This window comes from Avibacterium avium (assembly GCF_900454535.1).
In the GTDB taxonomy this organism is placed as follows: domain Bacteria; phylum Pseudomonadota; class Gammaproteobacteria; order Enterobacterales; family Pasteurellaceae; genus Avibacterium; species Avibacterium avium.
Genome location: NZ_UGSP01000001.1, coordinates 1,123,821 through 1,142,686 on the forward strand (window position 1 = coordinate 1,123,821; position 18,866 = coordinate 1,142,686).

Annotated in this window: 17 protein-coding genes and 1 other RNA gene; 16 read left to right on the forward strand and 2 right to left on the reverse strand. The window is 42.2% G+C overall.

The features are described from left to right. The first annotated feature begins 52 nt into the window (after positions 1-52). Positions 53-637, forward strand: a complete 585-nt coding sequence (gene lpcA / locus DYC50_RS05645; protein ID WP_115249353.1) for a D-sedoheptulose 7-phosphate isomerase — start codon at positions 53-55, stop codon at positions 635-637. A 62-nt stretch (positions 638-699) separates the two neighbouring features. On the opposite strand, the gene ffh is transcribed toward lpcA, so the two are convergent. Continuing rightward, on the reverse strand, positions 700-2,085 hold the full coding sequence (gene ffh, locus DYC50_RS05650; RefSeq protein ID WP_115249354.1) for a signal recognition particle protein: 1,386 nt from the start codon (positions 2,083-2,085) through the stop codon (positions 700-702). A gap of 170 nt (positions 2,086-2,255) precedes the next feature. On the opposite strand from ffh, the gene DYC50_RS05655 reads away from it, so the two are divergent. From DYC50_RS05655 to ssrA, 15 genes are all read left to right on the forward strand, one after another. Further along, entirely contained in the window at positions 2,256-3,065 is an 810-nt protein-coding gene (locus DYC50_RS05655) for a cytochrome C assembly family protein (RefSeq protein ID WP_115249355.1), read from the forward strand. 43 nt (positions 3,066-3,108) lie between these two features. Continuing rightward, positions 3,109-4,389, forward strand: coding sequence for an HlyC/CorC family transporter (locus tag DYC50_RS05660; protein WP_103853412.1), 1,281 nt, complete (start codon positions 3,109-3,111; stop codon positions 4,387-4,389). A 238-nt stretch (positions 4,390-4,627) separates the two neighbouring features. Next, complete coding sequence (locus tag DYC50_RS05665) at positions 4,628-5,467, forward strand: SDR family oxidoreductase (protein ID WP_115249356.1); 840 nt, start codon at positions 4,628-4,630, stop codon at positions 5,465-5,467. Positions 5,468-5,558: 91 nt separating this feature from the next. Then, positions 5,559-6,899, forward strand: coding sequence for an argininosuccinate synthase (gene argG, locus DYC50_RS05670; RefSeq protein ID WP_115249357.1), 1,341 nt, complete (start codon positions 5,559-5,561; stop codon positions 6,897-6,899). Positions 6,900-7,069: 170 nt separating this feature from the next. Then, positions 7,070-8,161, forward strand: a complete 1,092-nt coding sequence (gene queA / locus DYC50_RS05675; protein ID WP_115249358.1) for a tRNA preQ1(34) S-adenosylmethionine ribosyltransferase-isomerase QueA — start codon at positions 7,070-7,072, stop codon at positions 8,159-8,161. Between the two features lie 59 nt (positions 8,162-8,220). After that, entirely contained in the window at positions 8,221-9,423 is a 1,203-nt protein-coding gene (gene tgt, locus DYC50_RS05680; RefSeq protein WP_115250168.1) for a tRNA guanosine(34) transglycosylase Tgt, read from the forward strand. Next, positions 9,416-9,928, forward strand: a complete 513-nt coding sequence (locus tag DYC50_RS05685; RefSeq protein ID WP_115249359.1) for a hemerythrin domain-containing protein — start codon at positions 9,416-9,418, stop codon at positions 9,926-9,928. The genes tgt and DYC50_RS05685 overlap by 8 nt, the downstream gene beginning before the upstream one ends. 201 nt (positions 9,929-10,129) lie before the next feature. Continuing rightward, positions 10,130-10,429, forward strand: coding sequence for a preprotein translocase subunit YajC (gene yajC, locus DYC50_RS05690; protein ID WP_103852637.1), 300 nt, complete (start codon positions 10,130-10,132; stop codon positions 10,427-10,429). Positions 10,430-10,463: 34 nt separating this feature from the next. Beyond that, positions 10,464-12,314, forward strand: coding sequence for a protein translocase subunit SecD (gene secD, locus DYC50_RS05695; RefSeq protein WP_115249360.1), 1,851 nt, complete (start codon positions 10,464-10,466; stop codon positions 12,312-12,314). A 10-nt stretch (positions 12,315-12,324) separates the two neighbouring features. Then, positions 12,325-13,293, forward strand: coding sequence for a protein translocase subunit SecF (gene secF / locus DYC50_RS05700; protein WP_115249361.1), 969 nt, complete (start codon positions 12,325-12,327; stop codon positions 13,291-13,293). Positions 13,294-13,482: 189 nt separating this feature from the next. Further along, positions 13,483-15,684, forward strand: a complete 2,202-nt coding sequence (locus DYC50_RS05705) for a transglycosylase SLT domain-containing protein (RefSeq protein ID WP_115249362.1) — start codon at positions 13,483-13,485, stop codon at positions 15,682-15,684. A 49-nt stretch (positions 15,685-15,733) separates the two neighbouring features. Continuing rightward, complete coding sequence (gene trpR, locus DYC50_RS05710) at positions 15,734-16,036, forward strand: trp operon repressor (protein WP_103852641.1); 303 nt, start codon at positions 15,734-15,736, stop codon at positions 16,034-16,036. Next, entirely contained in the window at positions 16,020-16,739 is a 720-nt protein-coding gene (gene mtgA / locus DYC50_RS05715) for a monofunctional biosynthetic peptidoglycan transglycosylase (protein ID WP_103852642.1), read from the forward strand. The genes trpR and mtgA overlap by 17 nt, the downstream gene beginning before the upstream one ends. A gap of 9 nt (positions 16,740-16,748) precedes the next feature. Next, positions 16,749-17,498, forward strand: a complete 750-nt coding sequence (locus tag DYC50_RS05720) for an SDR family oxidoreductase (RefSeq protein WP_218564410.1) — start codon at positions 16,749-16,751, stop codon at positions 17,496-17,498. Between the two features lie 183 nt (positions 17,499-17,681). Then, positions 17,682-18,048: a transfer-messenger RNA gene (gene ssrA / locus DYC50_RS05725) on the forward strand. Between the two features lie 346 nt (positions 18,049-18,394). Here ssrA and DYC50_RS05730 read toward each other — a convergent pair. Next, positions 18,395-18,820, reverse strand: a complete 426-nt coding sequence (locus tag DYC50_RS05730) for a universal stress protein (protein WP_115249364.1) — start codon at positions 18,818-18,820, stop codon at positions 18,395-18,397. Positions 18,821-18,866: the final 46 nt, after the last annotated feature.

The following is an 18,866-nucleotide window of genomic DNA, read 5'->3' on the forward strand; positions in this document are numbered from 1 at the left end:
GATAGATTAACGCCATTTTAACTTTAATGCGTTATCTCAAAAGGAGAACAAAATGTACTTAGATCAAATTAAAGCCGAGCTGAACGAAGCGCAGGACGTGCTTAATAAATTCGTCAATGATGAAAAAAATATCGAATTAATTCAACAAGCTGCATTGTTAATTGCGGATAGCTTTAAACAAGGCGGAAAAGTGCTTTCGTGCGGTAATGGTGGATCTCATTGTGATGCAATGCACTTTGCCGAAGAACTCACTGGGCGCTATCGTGAAAATCGCCCCGGCTACCCAGCCATTGCTATTTCTGATGTCAGCCATTTAAGCTGCGTGAGTAATGATTTTGGCTATGATTATGTGTTCTCTCGCTATATTGAAGCGGTAGGGCAAAAAGGCGACGTGCTGTTTGGCTTATCCACTTCGGGCAACTCTAAAAATATTTTAAATGCCATCAAGGCAGCGAAAGACAAAGGAATGAAAGTCATCGCAATGACTGGCAAAGACGGCGGACAAATGGCAGGGCTTGCGGATGTAGAAATTCGCGTGCCACATTTCCGTTATGCCGATCGCATTCAAGAAATTCACATCAAAGTGATCCATATCTTAATGATGTTGATCGAATTTGAAATGGCGAAAGCAGAATAAAAAACACAAAAAAAGCCCCGCACTTTATTTTGCGGGGCTATATTTTTTATCATTTTTATTGATTAGCGTTTGAACATATTGCCAAGACCACCTAGGCCGCCCATTCCGCCCATCATTCCTTTCATTCCACGCATCATTTTTGCCATACCGCCTTTGCGCATTTTTTTCATCATACGCTGCATTTCGTCAAATTGCTTGAGCAATTTATTCACGTCTTGCACCTGTGTGCCTGAGCCAAGCGCTATGCGGCGGCGGCGTGAACCTTTGATGATCTCAGGTTTGGCGCGCTCTTTTAGGGTCATTGAATTGATGATGGCTTCCATTTTGATGAACATTTTGTCGTCAACTTGATTTTTAATGTGCTCAGGCAGATTTTTCGCACCTGGTAATTTTTCAAGCATTGTCATCATTCCGCCCATTTTTTTCATTTCAATGAGCTGATCGCGGAAATCTTCCAAAGTGAAGTCATCGCCTTTTTGGAATTTTTTCGCCATTTTTTCCGCTTTTTCTTGATCCACAGAACGTTGTAGATCTTCGATTAGCGAAAGCACGTCCCCCATTCCTAAAATGCGTGAAGCCACACGATCAGGGTGGAAAGGCTCAAGGGCATCTGTTTTTTCCCCAACCCCTAAGAATTTAATCGGTTTGCCGGTGATTTGGCGAATAGAAAGTGCCGCACCGCCGCGCGCATCACCGTCCACTTTGGTAAGAATCACCCCAGTAAGCGGTAGCGCTTCATTAAAGGCTTTTGCGGTGTTGGCAGCATCTTGACCCGTCATTGCGTCCACGGTGAAAAGGGTTTCCACAGGATTAAGTGCGGTGTGAATTTTTTGGATTTCTTCCATCATTTCGCCATCAACGTGCAAGCGACCAGCAGTATCCACAATCAACACATCATAGAATTTGAGCTTAGCTTCTGCTAGGGCAGCTTGCACAATCTCTACTGGATTTTGCTGGCTGTTAGACGGGAAAAAATCCACGCCAACGGCTTGCGCGAGGGTTTCAAGCTGTTTGATCGCCGCAGGGCGATACACGTCCGCCGACACCACCATTACTTTTTTCTTCTGACGTTCACGCAAGAACTTGGCTAATTTCCCCACACTGGTGGTTTTACCCGCCCCTTGCAAACCCGCCATTAGGATCACCGCTGGTGGCTGAGTGGCAAGATTTAGGCTTTCATTCGCTTCACCCATCGCTTTTTCAAGCTCGGATTGCACAATTTTGAGAAATTCTTGCCCCGGCGTTAAGCTGCGATTTACTTCTTCGCCGATAGCACGTTCTTTCACTTTATTGATAAATTCACGAACCACAGGCAGCGCAACGTCTGCTTCAAGCAATGCCATACGCACTTCGCGCAGGGTATCTTTAATATTATCTTCGGTTAAACGCCCTTTCCCTGTTATGTTACGCAGGGTTTTCGAGAGCCGATCAGAAAGGTTTTCAAACATCGTTTTTCCTAAATTTGAGTGGAATGAAATGAAATAAATTGTGCCAATTATACTGAAATCCCACAGATTTTCATCATTTGAAAGAAATTTATAGCGATTTTAGTGCGGCAAGGCTAGAATAAGAATAGTTCTTAATTTGGCATTAAAGCGAATAAATAAGGTGAATAAAAATGTGGTTTGCCGTTGTTTCAATTTTTTTATATTTAATTAGCATTCTTCTCATTACCCCGATGTTGTTGAAAGCCCATTCGGGCGAACAAACCAAAAAACCGAATAAAACATTGTTTTTTTGCACCGCACTTTTGGCGATTATTACCCACGGCATCAGCCTTGCGCCGTTGTTTTCCCATTGGGCGAATGAGCAAACTTTCACCTTAATGGACATCAGTTCCTTGCTAAGTGTGATCGTGGCGGCTTTAGCAACTTTTGCCATTGGTTTTCGGGTGAATACGCTATGGTTTTTGTTGCCGATTGTCTATTGCCTTGCCATTATCAATTTGATTTTACAAACATTTTTACCTTTTTCTATCGTGCAGCATTTGATCCACAATGTGGGCTTATTCTTGCATATCGGCTTGGCGCTGTTGGCTTATGCTGTTTGTTTTATTGCCACTTTATATGCTGTGCAGTTGTGGTGGATTGACCGCAATCTAAAAAGCAAAAAACTGGCTTTATCGCCAATTATTCCGCCATTAATGACGGTGGAACGCCATTTTTTCCGCTTAATGCTAAGTGGTGAAGTGTTGCTGACCCTAACGCTAATTTCTGGGGCGATTTATTTGCCAGATTTCTTCGGTATGCAAAATGTACAAAAAGCCATCTTTTCGTTCCTTGCGTGGTTGGTGCTAGGTGTCGCGTTACTCGGGCATTGGAAATGGCATTGGCGTGGAAAAAAGGTGATTATTTATAGCATTTCAGGTATGATTTTGCTTTCGATTGCCTATTTTGGCAGCCGAGTTGCGTTTGGGTTAGGGCTTTAATTTCGGCCACCCAAGAACGATGGTTTTATAAAAGGACTTGATTTTGGATAGTATTCCCCTTAGTACGTTATTTATCACTTTAATTATTTTACTCATTTTATCCGCCTATTTTTCCAGTTCAGAAACAGGCTTGCTTTCCGCCAACCGCTATCGTATGCGCTTTTTAGCCGAAAAAGGGCATAAAGGGGCGAAAAAAGCAGAAAAACTTTTGAAAAAAACAGATATTTTACTTAGCCTGATTCTTATCTGTAATAACCTTGTGAATATTTCTGCCTCTGCCATTGCAACCATTATTGGTATGCGTTTATATGGCGATATGGGCGTGGCGATTGCCACAGGGGCATTAACCTTCGCAATGTTGATCTTTGCGGAAATTTTTCCGAAAACTATTGCCGCACTTTATCCTGAAAAAGTGGCGTTTTTATCAAGCCATATTCTCACCCCATTGCTGAAAATTTTTAGCCCCATTGTGTTCTTGATGAACCTGATTATTCGTGGCTTGATGAAATTATTCCGCGTGAAAAACGAGCAAAAAACCAGTTCTTTAAGCACAGAAGAATTACGCGCCATTGTGAATCAATCGGGGCATTTCATTCCTTCCGCTCACCAAGAAATGTTGCTTTCTATTTTAGATTTAGAAAAAGTTACCGTGGACGACATTATGGTGCCGCGCAACGACATTGGCGGGATCGATATTGACGATGATTGGAAAGCCATTATGCGTCAGCTCAACCATTCGGCGCACAGTAAAGTGGTGCTGTACAAAGAGAGTATGGACGAAAATGTGCTAGGTATTTTGCGTGTGCGCGAAGCCTATCGCTTAATGCTAGATAAAAATGAATTCAGCAAAGAAACCTTGATCCGCGCGGTGGACGAAGCCTATTTTATCCCCGAAGGCACGCCGCTTAATGCGCAATTATTGAATTTCCGCAGTAAAAAAGAGCGGATTGGCTTGGTGGTGGACGAATATGGCGACATCAAAGGCTTGGTCACCTTGGAAGATATTTTGGAAGAAATCGTGGGCGAATTTACCACTTCAACTGCTCCGTCCATTGATGAAGAAGTTACTCAGCAATCTGACGGCTCAATGATCATTGAAGGCTCTGCCAATATTCGTGATCTGAACAAATTGTTTGACTGGCATTTAGACACAGACGAAGCGCGCACTTTCAACGGATTGATTTTAGAGCATTTGGAAGAAATTCCCGAAGAAGGCACGGAATGTGAAATCAACGGCTTAAAAATCACCATTTTAGAAGTGGCGGATAATATGGTGAAACAAGCAAAAGTAGAAAAAATTTCACCAACAAAACAGCCAGAATAAACGGTTTTTCCTATCATAAAATGGCAAAGACGAAAGGTGGCTTGCCTTTCGTCTTTTTCCTTTGCCTTTCATTTACTTTTCATCTTTAAACGTTATCTAATTTATTTCACGAAGTGCGGTGAAAAATTAAAAAAATTTCACCGCACTTTTTTTATCTTTTTGGAATGATTTTCTTCTTTGTTTCTGGTTAAATTTTCCGCTAGAATGCAATGCAGTTTTATTAGAATATCGAGGTAATATGCGATCTGTTGCAATCGTTGGATTAGGTTGGTTGGGGTTGCCCCTTGCGCGCCATTTAAAACATTTAGGTTGGACGGTAAAAGGCACGAAACGCACGCACGATGAAGTGGAACAAATGCGTTTAATGCGATTTGAAACCTATCATTTGTTGCTTGAGCCTGAAATTAACGCTGATCCTGATGATTTATCGGCGCTGTTGGCGGTGGACAGCCTTGTCATCAACATTCCGCCAAGTCAATATTTCTTCAATGTGCAGGATTATGTGCAGGGCATTAAAAATCTGGTGAATGAAGCCTTAAATCACGGCGTTCAGCATTTTATTTTTATCAGCTCTAGTTCTGTTTTTCCAATGCAAAATGGACATTTTGATGAAGCCCAGATCCCGCATCCGGACAGTGAAATAGGACAAGGCTTGCTAGAAATTGAACAATGGTTGACAGCGTTAAGCAATGTGGATTGTGATATTATCCGCTTTGCTGGACTGGTTGGAGCAGATCGTCACCCTGTCTATTCATTGGCAAATAAACAAGCAGTGCAGCAGGGCAACACGCCAGTGAATTTAGTGCATATTGATGATTGCGCGCGCGCCATTCAGCTTTTGCTTGAAACGCCAAGCGGACAGCGGTTGTATCATCTTTCTGCGCCCCATCACCCACCGAAAGCACAATATTACGGGCAAATGGCGGAAAAACTTGGGTTAATTGCACCGCACTTTATTTGCTCGCCAGATGATCCTGTGCGTATTGTGGAGGGGAATAAAATTTGCCAAGAGTTGGATTTTGTTTATCAATATCCCGATCCAGATTTGATGATCCCAACGCAAGAAAAATCTCTTTAATATCGCATAGACTTTAAAGGCAATTTCATTGATAATAAGCCGATTTAAAATCACGCAAACGATAACTTAAATAAAACCATAAGGTATTACTATGTCAAACACGATTTTACAAAGCCTTCCAGTAGGGCAAAAAGTTGGAATTGCCTTTTCAGGCGGATTAGATACCAGTGCAGCATTGCTTTGGATGCGTCAAAATGGCGCAATTCCTTACGCATATACAGCAAATTTAGGTCAGCCTGATGAAGAAGATTACAACGCCATTCCACGCAAAGCGATGGAATACGGTGCGGAAAACGCACGTTTAATCGACTGCCGTAGCCAGCTTGCACACGAGGGGATTGCCGCAATTCAATGTGGTGCATTCCATATTTCTACCGGTGGCGCTACCTATTTCAACACCACACCATTAGGCCGTGCGGTAACTGGCACAATGTTGGTTTCTGCAATGAAAGAAGATGATGTAAATATCTGGGGCGATGGTAGTACCTTCAAAGGTAACGATATTGAACGTTTTTATCGCTATGGCTTATTAACCAATCCAAATTTAAAAATTTACAAACCTTGGTTAGATAACCGTTTTATTGAAGAGCTTGGCGGCCGCCACGAAATGTCAGAATTTTTGATCGCGAATGGTTTTGAATACAAAATGTCGGTAGAAAAAGCCTATTCAACAGATTCCAATATGCTTGGTGCAACCCACGAAGCGAAAGATTTAGAATTATTAAGCCGTGGCATTCGCATTGTAAACCCAATTATGGGCGTGCCATTCTGGCGTGAAGATGTAGAAATCAAACCTGAAGAAGTAACCGTACGCTTTGAAGAGGGCGTGCCAGTGGCGTTAAATGGCAAATCATTTAGCGATTTAGTGGAACTCTTCCTTGAAGCCAACCGCATTGGTGGTCGCCACGGCTTGGGAATGTCGGATCAAATCGAAAACCGCATTATCGAAGCGAAATCTCGTGGTATTTATGAAGCCCCAGGAATGGCGTTATTACACATCGCGTACGAACGCTTGCTCAGTGCAATTCACAATGAAGACACCATCGAACAATACCGTATCAACGGCTTACGTTTAGGTCGCTTGTTGTATCAAGGTCGCTGGTTCGATCCGCAAGCCTTAATGTTGCGTGAAACCGCTCAGCGTTGGGTGGCGCGTGCGATTACAGGCGAAGTTACCCTTGAGTTACGCCGTGGGAACGATTATTCCATCTTAAACACTTCATCAGCGAACAGCACTTATCACCCAGAGCGTTTGAGTATGGAAAAAATTGAAAATGCGCCATTCGATCCATTAGATCGTATCGGTCAATTAACAATGCGTAACTTGGACATTGTGGATACTCGCGATAAATTAGGGATTTACACCCAAACGGGGTTACTCAGCATTTCAAAAGAATCTTTCTTACCGCAATTAAGCCATAAGAAAGATTAATTAAAACCTTGTGAAAATTTGACCGCACTTTTGCCATCATTTGACGGCATTAAAAGTGCGGTTGTTTTTTGGAACGTTTTTCACTTTTAGATTTTCCTTGTACAATCCACAAAATCTCAATAGACTACGCCAACTAATCCCTGTTTACTCTTATTTTAATTAAAAGAATTATGCGTGTTTCAGATTTTTATTTTGATTTACCCGATGCGTTGATCGCGCGCTATCCCAAAGCGGATCGCACCGCCAGCCGGTTATTACAGCTTAATGGTGAAAATGGTGAACTTTTTCACCGCACTTTTGCCGATGTGGTGGATCTCATCAATGAGGGGGATTTACTAATTTTTAACAACATCCGCGTAATCCCAGCGAGAATGTACGGTCGCAAAGCTAGCGGCGGTAAGATTGAAGTGTTGGTGGAACGAATTTTGTCGGAAGATCGTTTTCTCGCGCATATTCGTTCTTCCAAAGCCCCGAAAGAAGGAGCAGAGTTGTTTCTCGGCGAAGATAAATTGGGCGAAGGCAAGGGCATTAAAATGATTATGAAAGCCCGCCACGATACTTTATTTGAGCTAGAAATGGCAGAAAAAAGCACCGCACTTTTAGACGTGCTGCAACAAATCGGCCATATGCCACTGCCACCTTATATTGATCGCCCCGATGAAGATGCTGATAAAGAACGCTATCAAACGGTCTATAACAAAGTACCGGGCGCGGTGGCGGCACCCACTGCGGGCTTGCATTTTGATAATGAATTATTGGAAAAGCTGAAAGCAAAAGGCGTGAATTTTGCCTTTGTTACTTTGCACGTTGGCGCGGGTACATTCCAGCCTGTGCGGGTAGAAAATATTGAAGATCACAAAATGCACGCGGAATATGTGGAAGTGCCGCAGGAAACGGTGGACGCCATTTTGCGCACCAAAGCCAACGGCAAGCGTGTGATTGCCGTGGGAACAACCTCCGTGCGCTCCATTGAAAGTGCGGCGTTATTTAGCCAAGAAAACCAGAGTGGGCAACTACTTGCGCCGTATTTTTCTGATACGTCCATCTTTCTTTACCCAGGTAAAAAATTCCTTGTGGTGGACGCCTTAATCACCAATTTCCATTTACCAGAAAGTACGCTGATTATGCTAGTTTCTGCCTTTGCAGGATACAAGCACACGATGCAAGCCTATGAAAGTGCGGTGCAAAATGGCTACCGTTTTTTCAGTTATGGCGATGCGATGTTTATTACGAAAAATCCTAATGTAACGGGCTTAGATTAATCGCTAATGCCTATTAATTAACCCTCGAACTGTTTATTCGAAAAGGAAACATAATGACAATGAAATTTAAACTTCATAAAACTGATGGCACGGCACGCCGTGGCACAATGACTTTCCAACGCCCGCAAGGGGAATTTGAAGTGCAAACCCCAGCCTTTATGCCTGTCGGCACTTACGGCACGGTAAAAGGAATGACACCAGAAGAAGTGCGTGCCACAGGGGCAGAAATTTTGCTTGGCAACACCTTTCACCTTTGGTTACGCCCTGGGCAAGAAATTATGCGTAAACACGGCGATTTACACGATTTTATGAGCTGGCATCGCCCAATTTTAACCGATAGTGGCGGTTTCCAAGTGTTCAGCCTAGGTAAATTACGCAAAATTACCGAAGAAGGGGTGAAATTCCAAAATCCAATTAATGGCGAACGTATTTTCCTTTCCCCTGAAAAATCAATGGAAATTCAATATGATCTGGGTTCTGACATCGTGATGATCTTTGATGAATGTACGCCTTATCCCGCCACTTTTGATTATGCGAAAAAATCAATGGAAATGTCGCTCCGCTGGGCGAAACGTAGCCGTAACCGTTTCGATGAGTTAGGCAATCAAAACGCCTTATTCGGCATTGTGCAAGGTGGCGTGTATGAAGAATTACGCAAAGTTTCCGTTGAAGGCTTGGTAGAGATCGGCTTTGACGGTTATGCGGTGGGCGGTTTGGCAGTGGGCGAGCCGAAAGAAGATATGCACCGCATTTTAGAATATGTTTGCCCGCAACTGCCTGCGGATAAGCCTCGCTACTTAATGGGCGTGGGAAAACCTGAAGATTTGGTGGAGGGCGTTCGCCGTGGGATTGATATGTTCGACTGCGTAATGCCAACCCGCAACGCACGCAACGGACATTTATTTGTTACAGACGGCATTGTGAAAATTCGTAATGCGAAATACCGTGATGACACAAGCCCGCTTGATCCAGAATGTGATTGTTACACCTGTAAAAATTACACCAAAGCCTATCTTTACCATTTAGATAAGTGCGGTGAAATTTTAGGCGCAAGATTAAACACTATTCACAATTTACGTTATTATCAACGCTTAATGGCACAAATTCGTGAAGCCATTGAGAACGATACCTTTGAACAATTTGTGCAAGATTTCTATGCGCGCATTGGTAAGCCTGTTCCGCCATTGCAAAGTGAAGTGCAACAAAACGCACAAGCTGCTAATGCACAATCTTCTAATCCACAAGGTGAACAAAATGCTTAATCTTCAACCGCAACAATTTGCCAGCTGGAATGAGCCGATTGAAATGCTTTACGCCTGCCACGGCAAAGTGAAAATGTTCTGTCGTCAGCTGAATATTTTGCCTAACTATTTAGAGAAAAATGGCAACATTCAAGCGGTGCAAAAAGATGTGCAGCAAATTTTGAATTATTTCAATATTGCCGCACCATTGCACCACGATGATGAAGAAAAGGATTTTTTCCCTGCATTGCTAAAATACTGCCCACAAGCCAAAGCCGATGTGGAACGCTTAGAAAGCCAACACGAAACCTTGCATCAAAATTGGGCGGCTTTGTCGGTGCAGTTGAAAGCCTTGCTAAAAGGCGAAATTACACAAATTCCCACACCGCTTATTGCACAATTTATTGCTGGTTATGACAGCCATATTGCCATTGAAGAACCTTTATTTGAACTTGGCAAAATCCATATTCCACAAGAAGAATTAAGTGCGATGGGAAAAGTAATGGCAGCGCGCCGAAAAAATTAAATTAACGCATAAAATAAAACCTGCATTTTGGCAGGTTTTATCTTTTCTAAGAAAGAGAAAGTGCGGTGCTTTTTGCTCAAGTTTTTGTTGTGAAAACCTTGACATAAATCACCGCACTTTTGCAAAAGCGCTTTGTCAATAAAGGGTTTTTGTGCTATTTTAACGTCCTACATTTTCATTAACTAACAAAAAGGATTAAAGATGGAAGCTCAACAAGGTAGCCCAATGTCAATGTTATTTATTTTCGTTCTGTTCGGATTGATTTTCTATTTTATGATTTATCGTCCACAAGCAAAACGCAATAAAGCACATAAGCAATTAATGGCTGAGTTAGCGAAAGGCACGGAAGTTCTTACTTCAGGTGGTATTATTGGTAAAATCACCAAAATTGGGGCAGAAAGCGATTATGTTGTTCTTGCCTTAAATGACAGCACAGAAATTACCATTAAACGTGATTTCATTGTTTCTGTGTTACCAAAAGGTTCATTAAAAAGCCTTTAATTATTAACTATTTCCGCAAGGGAACTGGAAAGTTATGTTAAATCGTTACCCTTTATGGAAGAATATAATGGTGACCCTTGTGGTCGCCATTGGTGTTTTATATTCTCTCCCAAATCTTTACGGTGAAGATCCTGCCGTTCAAATTTCAGGAACTCGTGGACAAGAAGCCAACACAACAACCCTTAGCAATGTGCAAACGCTTCTTAACGAAAATCATCTCACTATAAAATCCATTAAATTAGAAAACGGTTCAATTCTTGCTCGTTTTAATAACACTGATGATCAGCTGCTTGCCAAAGATAAAATCAGCGAAAAATTAGGCAATGACTATTCGGTCGCGCTTAACCTTGCGCCAGCTACGCCAAAATGGCTTTCTGATATTGGTGGTTCACCAATGAAATGGGGCTTGGACTTGCGTGGTGGTGTACGCTTTTTAATGGAAGTGGATATGAATACTGCGCTGGCTAAACGTCAAGAGCAGTTGCAAGACGGTTTATTGGGCGAATTGCGTAAAGCGAAATATCAATATACCAATATTCGCGCAGGGGAAAATCATAGCACTGTGGTTACCCTAAAAAATCCTGATCAGCTTTCAGCTGTTCAGCGCTTATTGCGTCAAGCGCACCCCAATTTAGATATTCGTGAAATTTCTAATAACACGCTTTCTTTAACCTTATCTGATGCTGCGTTAAATGAAGCGCGCGATCACGCCATTGAGCAAAACTTGAGTATTTTACGCCGCCGTGTGGAAGAATTGGGCGTTTCTGAACCCGTGATTCAACGCCAAGGCGCAGAGCGTATTGTGGTGGAATTACCGGGCGTTCAAGATACTGCACGCGCAAAAGAAATTTTAGGCGCAACAGCCACCCTTGAGTTTCGTTTAGTGAACCAAAACGCCAATGTTGATGCGGCAATGCGTGGAATGGTGCCTTCAGATTCTGAAGTGAAATTTGATCGTAATGGTCGCCCTGTGGTGCTGTACAAACGTGCGGTATTAGGGGGGGAGCATATTGTCAATGCGTCATCAGGGGTTGATCAAAATTCAGGTACGCCGCAAGTAAGTGTAACCTTGGATAGCGAAGGCGGCGATATGATGTCGCAAACCACCAAAATGAATCTGAAAAAGCCGATGGCAACCTTATATGTTGAATATAAAGACAGCGGCAAAAAAGATGAAAATGGCAAAACAGTTCTAGCTAAACACGAAGAAGTGATCAATATTGCAACCATTCAAGGACGTTTTGGTAGCCAATTCCAAATCACTGGGATTGATAGCCCAAATGAAGCGCTTAATCTTTCCGTGTTATTGCGTTCTGGTGCGTTAACCGCGCCAATCCAAATTGTGGAAGAACGTACAGTTGGGCCATCACTCGGTGCGCAAAATGTGGAACAAGGCTTGCAAGCCGGGCTTTGGGGCTTAGCCATTACTGTGGTGTTTATGCTGATTTACTATAAAGTGTTCGGCTTATTTGCAAGTATGGCTCTGCTTGCAAATATGGTTTTGCTCGTTGGTTTAATGTCGTTAATTCCGGGAGCAACACTCACAATGCCGGGGATTGCAGGGATTATTCTTTCGGTGGGAATGTCTGTGGACGCGAACGTGTTGATTTTTGAGCGGATTAAAGAAGAAATTCGTAACGGACGCTCCATTCAACAAGCCATTAACGAAGGCTATAACGGGGCATTTAGCAGTATTTTTGATGCTAACTTAACCACAATTTTAACTTCTATCGTGCTTTATGCGGTGGGAACAGGGCCAATTAAAGGCTTTGCGATCACCCTTTCATTAGGGGTTGCGATCTCAATGTTTACTGCGATTACAGGAACTCGAATGCTGGTAAATTTACTTTACGGCGGCAAACGCGTTGAGAAATTATCTATTTAAGGTGGTTACGATGAGCTTATTTGCAAAAGATAAAAAAGTGAATGAATATAAAGGGGTAATCTTGCCATTCAAGCTTATCCCATTTATGCGCTACCGCCTTGTGGGTTATATTTTCTCATTAATTGTTACCGCACTTTGTATTACAAGCATTGTAACCAAAGGCTTTAACTGGGGCTTGGATTTCACTGGCGGTACGGTGGTGGATACGCATTTTTCCCAACCCGCTGATTTAGAAAAAATCCGAGCCACCTTAAAAGAAAATGGTATCGAAAGCCCATTAGTGCAAACCACAGGTGGCGTGCGTGATGTAATGATCCGTCTTTCAGCTTCGGCTGGCGGCGCGGATATTGGCACGCAAATCAAAGGAATGCTCAGCAAATTGGATAATGATATCCAAATTCGCAGCGTGGAATTTGTTGGTCCAAATGTGGGTGAAGAACTTACCCAAGGCGCGATCTATGCGACATTAATCACCTTATTAATGTTGCTTGCCTACATTGCATTCCGCTTTGAATGGCGTTTAGCAGCAGGGGGGATTGTTGCCCTTGCGCACGATGTGATTGTAACTCTTGGGATCTTTTCTTATTTCCAAATCGAAATGGATCTCACCTTTGTGGCAGCCATTTTATCGGTGGTGGGATACTCACTGAACGATAGTATCGTGGTATTTGACCGTGTGCGTGAAAACTTCCGTAAAATTCGCCGTATTGACACCGTGGATATTATTGATATTTCACTCACCCAAACCCTATCAAGAACCTTGATGACATCGATCACAACGCTTTTCGTGGTGATCGCACTGTTTGTGTTTGGTGGGCCTACGATCCATAGTTTCTCATTGGCGCTTTTAATCGGTATCGGCTTTGGTACTTATTCCACCATTTATATTGCTATTAGTATCGCCTATGATCTGGGCTTAAGACGTGAACATATGGTGATTCAAAAAGTGAATAAAGACGATATTGACGAACTGCCGTAAAAACTTCTAAAAATTTCACCGCACTTTTTTAGCCAAGTGCGGTCTAATAATCAGTTAGATTTTAAGCCCGATTTATTCGGGCTTTTGTTTATAAATGTAGTTATGAAATAGCCATTACAACAGCACAAAAGTGCGGTGGTTTTTACCTAATTTTTATCCTATCTAAAAAGTGCCATAAAAAGGAATGTTATGAAATTTACCCAAACCTTGCTTGCCTTAAGCTTATCTTCGCTTTCCCTTTTCGTATGGGGAAATTCGGCGCCGCCAGCTCGTGCAGTGAATTCAACCGCACAAAATACAGAAATAAAAGCGGCAGAAAATGTAAAGCAAGCGCAAAATGTAACGGAAAAGCAAAATATCACAGAGGGGCAAAATGTAAATAAAGCTAATGCTAGCCCTGAAAATAATGATGCTGCAAAAGCATTGTTAGTAAGCCAACAAAAACTGGCGCGCGAACGCGAAATTTATCGCAAGCTGCAACAGTATTTAGCCCTTTCCCAAAGTGAAACCACACTAGATATAGCCAAAGGATTATTGGTTCAGCTGCAAGATTATCCGCTCTTACCTTATGCAGAATATCAATTGTTAATAGCAAAAAAAGCGAACTTGTCTTTTGATGAAGTTATTGATTTTGCAAAGAAATATCCTGATTTTCCGCTCAAGAATTTGCCTAATTATTGGTTACAGCAACAATACGATACACAAAATTGGCAGGCGATTTTAGCCAATGTGAACGATTTACCCAAAGATAACAGCGCCTCTTGCATTGTGATGACAGCACAACAGCAAGAAAAGCAACCTTCATCGCAAACAGAACCTGAAGCGACAGCAGACAAAATTATAGAAAAAAACACCGCACTTGCGATAAAAATCAAAGACTTATGGCTCACAGGAAATAGCTCACCTACGCAATGCCAAGCTATTTTCCAGCAAGCCTACGATCAGGGTGTGATTACGGAAGAGCTAATTAAACAGCGCGCCCTGCTTGCCATAGAAAAAAATAATCGTGCCTTAATTAGCGAATTGGCAGCGCTTACGCGAGATGCCAAATTAAAAACTTGGCTGACCAATCTGGCTAATTTATTGAAATCACCGCGTTTATTGCTTTCTCCAAGCAACGCTTTTTATATAGAAAATTTGCCTGCCAATGATGAAAATAAACAGATTTTGCTTGCCGTAATGCCTCGTTTTATTAAAACTATTACGGAAAATCAGCTCAATGTCAGCGCCCCTTTTGCCCAATTACAACAATGGGCGGCTCGCTTTAATTTATCGCCCGCGCAAACTCAAGGCTGGCAATCTGCCTTGGTGAGCCAGCTTTTTGATAGCGAAAATCCGTCTATTCAGCAATGGCGCGATGCAACCCTGCAAACCTTAAAAGAAGATAAACAAACTGAACGCCGTATTCGTGTGGCATTGCGTGAAAAAGCGGATATTCAACCTTGGTTAAATTTGCTTTCAGAACAAGGTAAACAGAAAGATGAATGGCGATATTGGCAAGGTGAAGTGTTATTTCAGCAAGGCAAAACTGCGCAAGCCACTCAGATTTGGCAGCAAATGCAGCAAAATGCACGGGGATTTTACCCAATGCTTGCAGCACAGCGTTTGGGCGTGGATTATCAACCTACGATGAAAACTTTCTCGTCCAATGAAAAACCTTTACAGCGTTATGCTAAGCAATTTGCGCGCATTAATGAGTTACAGGCACTCAATGATCGTGCCAATATTCAGCGTGAATGGCGGGCATTGTTAGATAGCTCGGATTTTACAAGCAAACTTGCCTTAGCCCAATATGCCGAGCAAAATCAGTGGGCTGATTTACAAGTGGAAGCCACGATTCAAGCGAAAGCGTGGGATTATATTGCCTTACGTTTACCTAACACTTATCAAATGTGGTTTGATTTGTTCATTAATAATAAAAATAACGCAAAAATCCACCGCACTTTTGCTATGGCAATCGCCCGTCAAGAAAGTGCGTGGCGTGCAAATGTAACCTCTTCTGCCAATGCGCGCGGATTGATGCAACTGTTGCCAAGCACGGCGAAGCTCACCGCAGAGCAAGATCAACTCCCTTATAAAAAAGAGAGCCAACTGTTTGATCCTATTGATAATATTATGCTTGGTACAACTCATCTTAATCAGCTTGCGGAAAAATATGGCAATAATCGCATTTTAATTGCTGCGGCTTACAACGCAGGCGCACGGCGTGTTGATAGCTGGCTGGCAAAATCCAATGGCAAGCTCACAATGGCAGAATTTATCGCCACCATTCCGTTTTATGAAACCCGTGGATATGTGCAAAATGTGCTAGCTTACGATTATTATTACCAGCTGTTGCAAGGAGAAAAGGCAGAAAAATTTACCCAAGCCGAACAGAATAGATTATACTAGTGAAGTAGTTTAATAGCACAGTGAAACGTTTTAATCCTAGGAGAAAGCTATGTATGTGAGCAAAAATATGGATCAATGGCAGGCATTTATCGAGATTTTACGTACTGCGTTTGCACAAAATAAAGAACAAGAATTACTCACGCTGCTACTCACCGCAGATGAACGAGATGCGGTGGGCTTGCGTTTACAAATTGTAGCGCAGTTATTAGATAAGCGTTGCTCACAACGCGAAATTCAACAAAATCTGAACACCAGCGCGGCAACCATTACAAGGGGATCAAATATGATCAAAACAATGCCACCTGAGTTTATGCAATGGGTAAAAGAACAGCTTGATGGGCAGAAAGAATAAAAAGCCAAAATGGTTGCAGCGCATCAAACAAAGAATCTTGCGTTATTCTTTCTATGCGTTTGCGGCTTTTTTAGGCATAACTTTGCTATTTCGTGTTGTGCCTGTGCCATTTTCTTCCTATATGGCACAGCAGAAAGTGAGTCATCTTTTAAACGGTGAAAGTTACCCCATTAAATATCAATGGGTGAGCTTGGATAAAATTTCGTGGCAAATGCAATTAGCCGTTATCGCCGCCGAAGATCAAAAATTTGCTCAGCATCACGGGATTGATTGGGACGCTATCGATAAGGCATTGAAATACAATAAAAAATCAACAAAAGTGCGGGGTGGCTCGACTATCTCACAGCAAACTGTAAAAAATTTATACCTATGGCACGGACAAAGCTGGCTACGCAAGGGCATTGAATTACCGACCACCTTAATGGTAGAACTGCTTTGGTCAAAAAAACGGATTTTAGAAGTCTATTTAAACATTGCTGAATTTGGTAATGGCATTTTTGGCGTTGAAGCCGCTAGCCAAGCCTATTTTAAAAAATCGGCGAAACAGCTTAATCAGCAAGAAGCGGCGTTATTAGCTGCGGTGCTGCCTAATCCAATCATATTTAAAGCAAATAAACCCAGCGCGTTTGTGCAGAAAAAACAACGTTGGATTATGCGACAAATGAATGCCTTAGGTAAGGGATATTTAACTCAACTAAACTAAATAGGGGGAATTATGGCGATTTTAATTACAGGCGCATCGGCAGGCTTTGGTAAAGCAATGTGCGAAGTGTTTATTAAAGCAGGATACAAAGTGATTGGCGTGGCTCGCCGTTTAGAAAAACTGGAAAAGTTGCAAGCAGAGTTAGGCGAAAATTTCTTTCCATTACAAATGGATATGAATAATTTAAGCGAAATTGATCGCGCACTTTCCAGACTTCCTGAAGCATTCCAACAAATTGATTTGCTCGTGAATAACGCAGGTTTAGCACTAGGTTTAGAGCCAGCACATCAAGCCAATTTTGACGATTGGCTAACAATGATCAACACCAACATTGTGGGCTTAACCTATCTCACTCGCAAAGTGTTACCGCAAATGGTAGAACGCCAACAAGGGCATATCATCAATTTAGGCTCAATCGCAGGCACATATCCTTACCCAGGTGGCAACGTTTACGGCGCAACCAAGGCGTTTGTGGAACAATTTAGCTTGAACTTGCGCGCCGATTTAGCTGGTACTAAGGTGCGCGTAACCAATGTAGAACCGGGGTTATGCGGCGGCACTGAATTTTCTAATGTACGTTTTAAAGGCGATGACAGCAAAGCGGCCAGCGTCTATGCCAACGTACAACCCATTGAGCCAATAGATATCGCTAACACCGTGCTATGGATCTACCAACAACCCGCCCACGTTAATATCAACCGCATTGAAATAATGCCCGTAGCACAAAGTTTCTCGGCGTTGAATGTGGTGAGAGAGTAATTGGTTTAAAAGTGCGGTGAAAATTTTGAGCTTTTTTTGGGGAATTGAGATTCTCTAAGCTAAAAATTAATAGATTTTTATAAATTTTGCGTGGATTGGCTCACTGAATGTTATATTGTCAGACTTTTTATGGCAAAACCACTTTGAATTTCACCGCACTTCTTGCTAGAATATGCGAGTTTTGGGGCTGATTCTGGATTCGACGGGATTAGCGAAGCCCAAGGTGCACGTCGAGGTGCGGTTGGCCTCGTAAATAAACCGCAAAAAAATAGTCGCAAACGACGAACAATACGCTTTAGCAGCTTAATAACCTGCTCATAGCCTTCTCTCCCCAGCTTCCGCTCGTAAGACGGGGATCAAGAGGAGTCAAACCCAAACGAGATCGCGTGGACGCCTCCGCTTGAGGATCGAAACGTTAAATTGAATCAAGCTAGCTTAGCTATCGCGTGTCTGTCCGCAGTGGTTAAGTGAAATTAAAGACTAGACTAAACGTGTAGTGCTGAAGGTAGAGTAATTTCGGACGGGGGTTCAACTCCCCCCAGCTCCACCAAATCCTTATTTTTTATACTTTTCACATTTTTCCTGTTTTAACAATCCAATAAAATCAATTACTTAGATTTTTTCTTATTTTTGTTTTCACCTTAGTTTTTAGCAATTGTTTCCTCATTGTTCCCTCACCTGCTTTTGGACGAAAACGAGGGAACAATTAGAGATAAATTTATTGTATTTCAAAGGCTTAAAAACTATGGCTAGCATTAAACTTACCGACAAAATTATCCGTTCTTTATTGGTTTATTTAACGGAAGATAGTGCAAGTGCAAATTGGCACTTTTAGATAGGAAAATATCACGTTAAAAAAGCGGAAATTTTTCCGCTTTTTGTTGATTTATTTACAATTATCGTAAAATTAAAATCGGTTTTTTGCCGTGGCGGGCAACTTTTACTGTGTTGCTGCTTAAGCCTTTGGCGTTTGGTTTGCTGCTGGCAAGCATAATGATGAGATCTACTTCTTTTTCATCGGCAATGCGGTTGATTTCTTCATAAATTGTGCCGTGGGCGACAATATGTTGTACTTTTGAGCCTTCTGGGAAGTGGGCTTTGGTGAAATCGTGTAGGGTTTTGTTGGCTTCTTCAATGACAGATTTGTCAAAGTTTTTCGGTAAGAATGCGGAGATAAAGCTGTCATCAATGGGTTCGATAATGGTCGCGACACGGTAAATCGCGTTAGGATTGTGGTTGGTGAGTTTGAGGGCAGTATCCACCACATATTTAGCGCTTTTCAGATTGCTGAGATCAATGGCGATAAGTAGTTTGTTATACATAATATTATCCTTTATGGTTAAGCATAAAATTTGCTAAAATTTAACC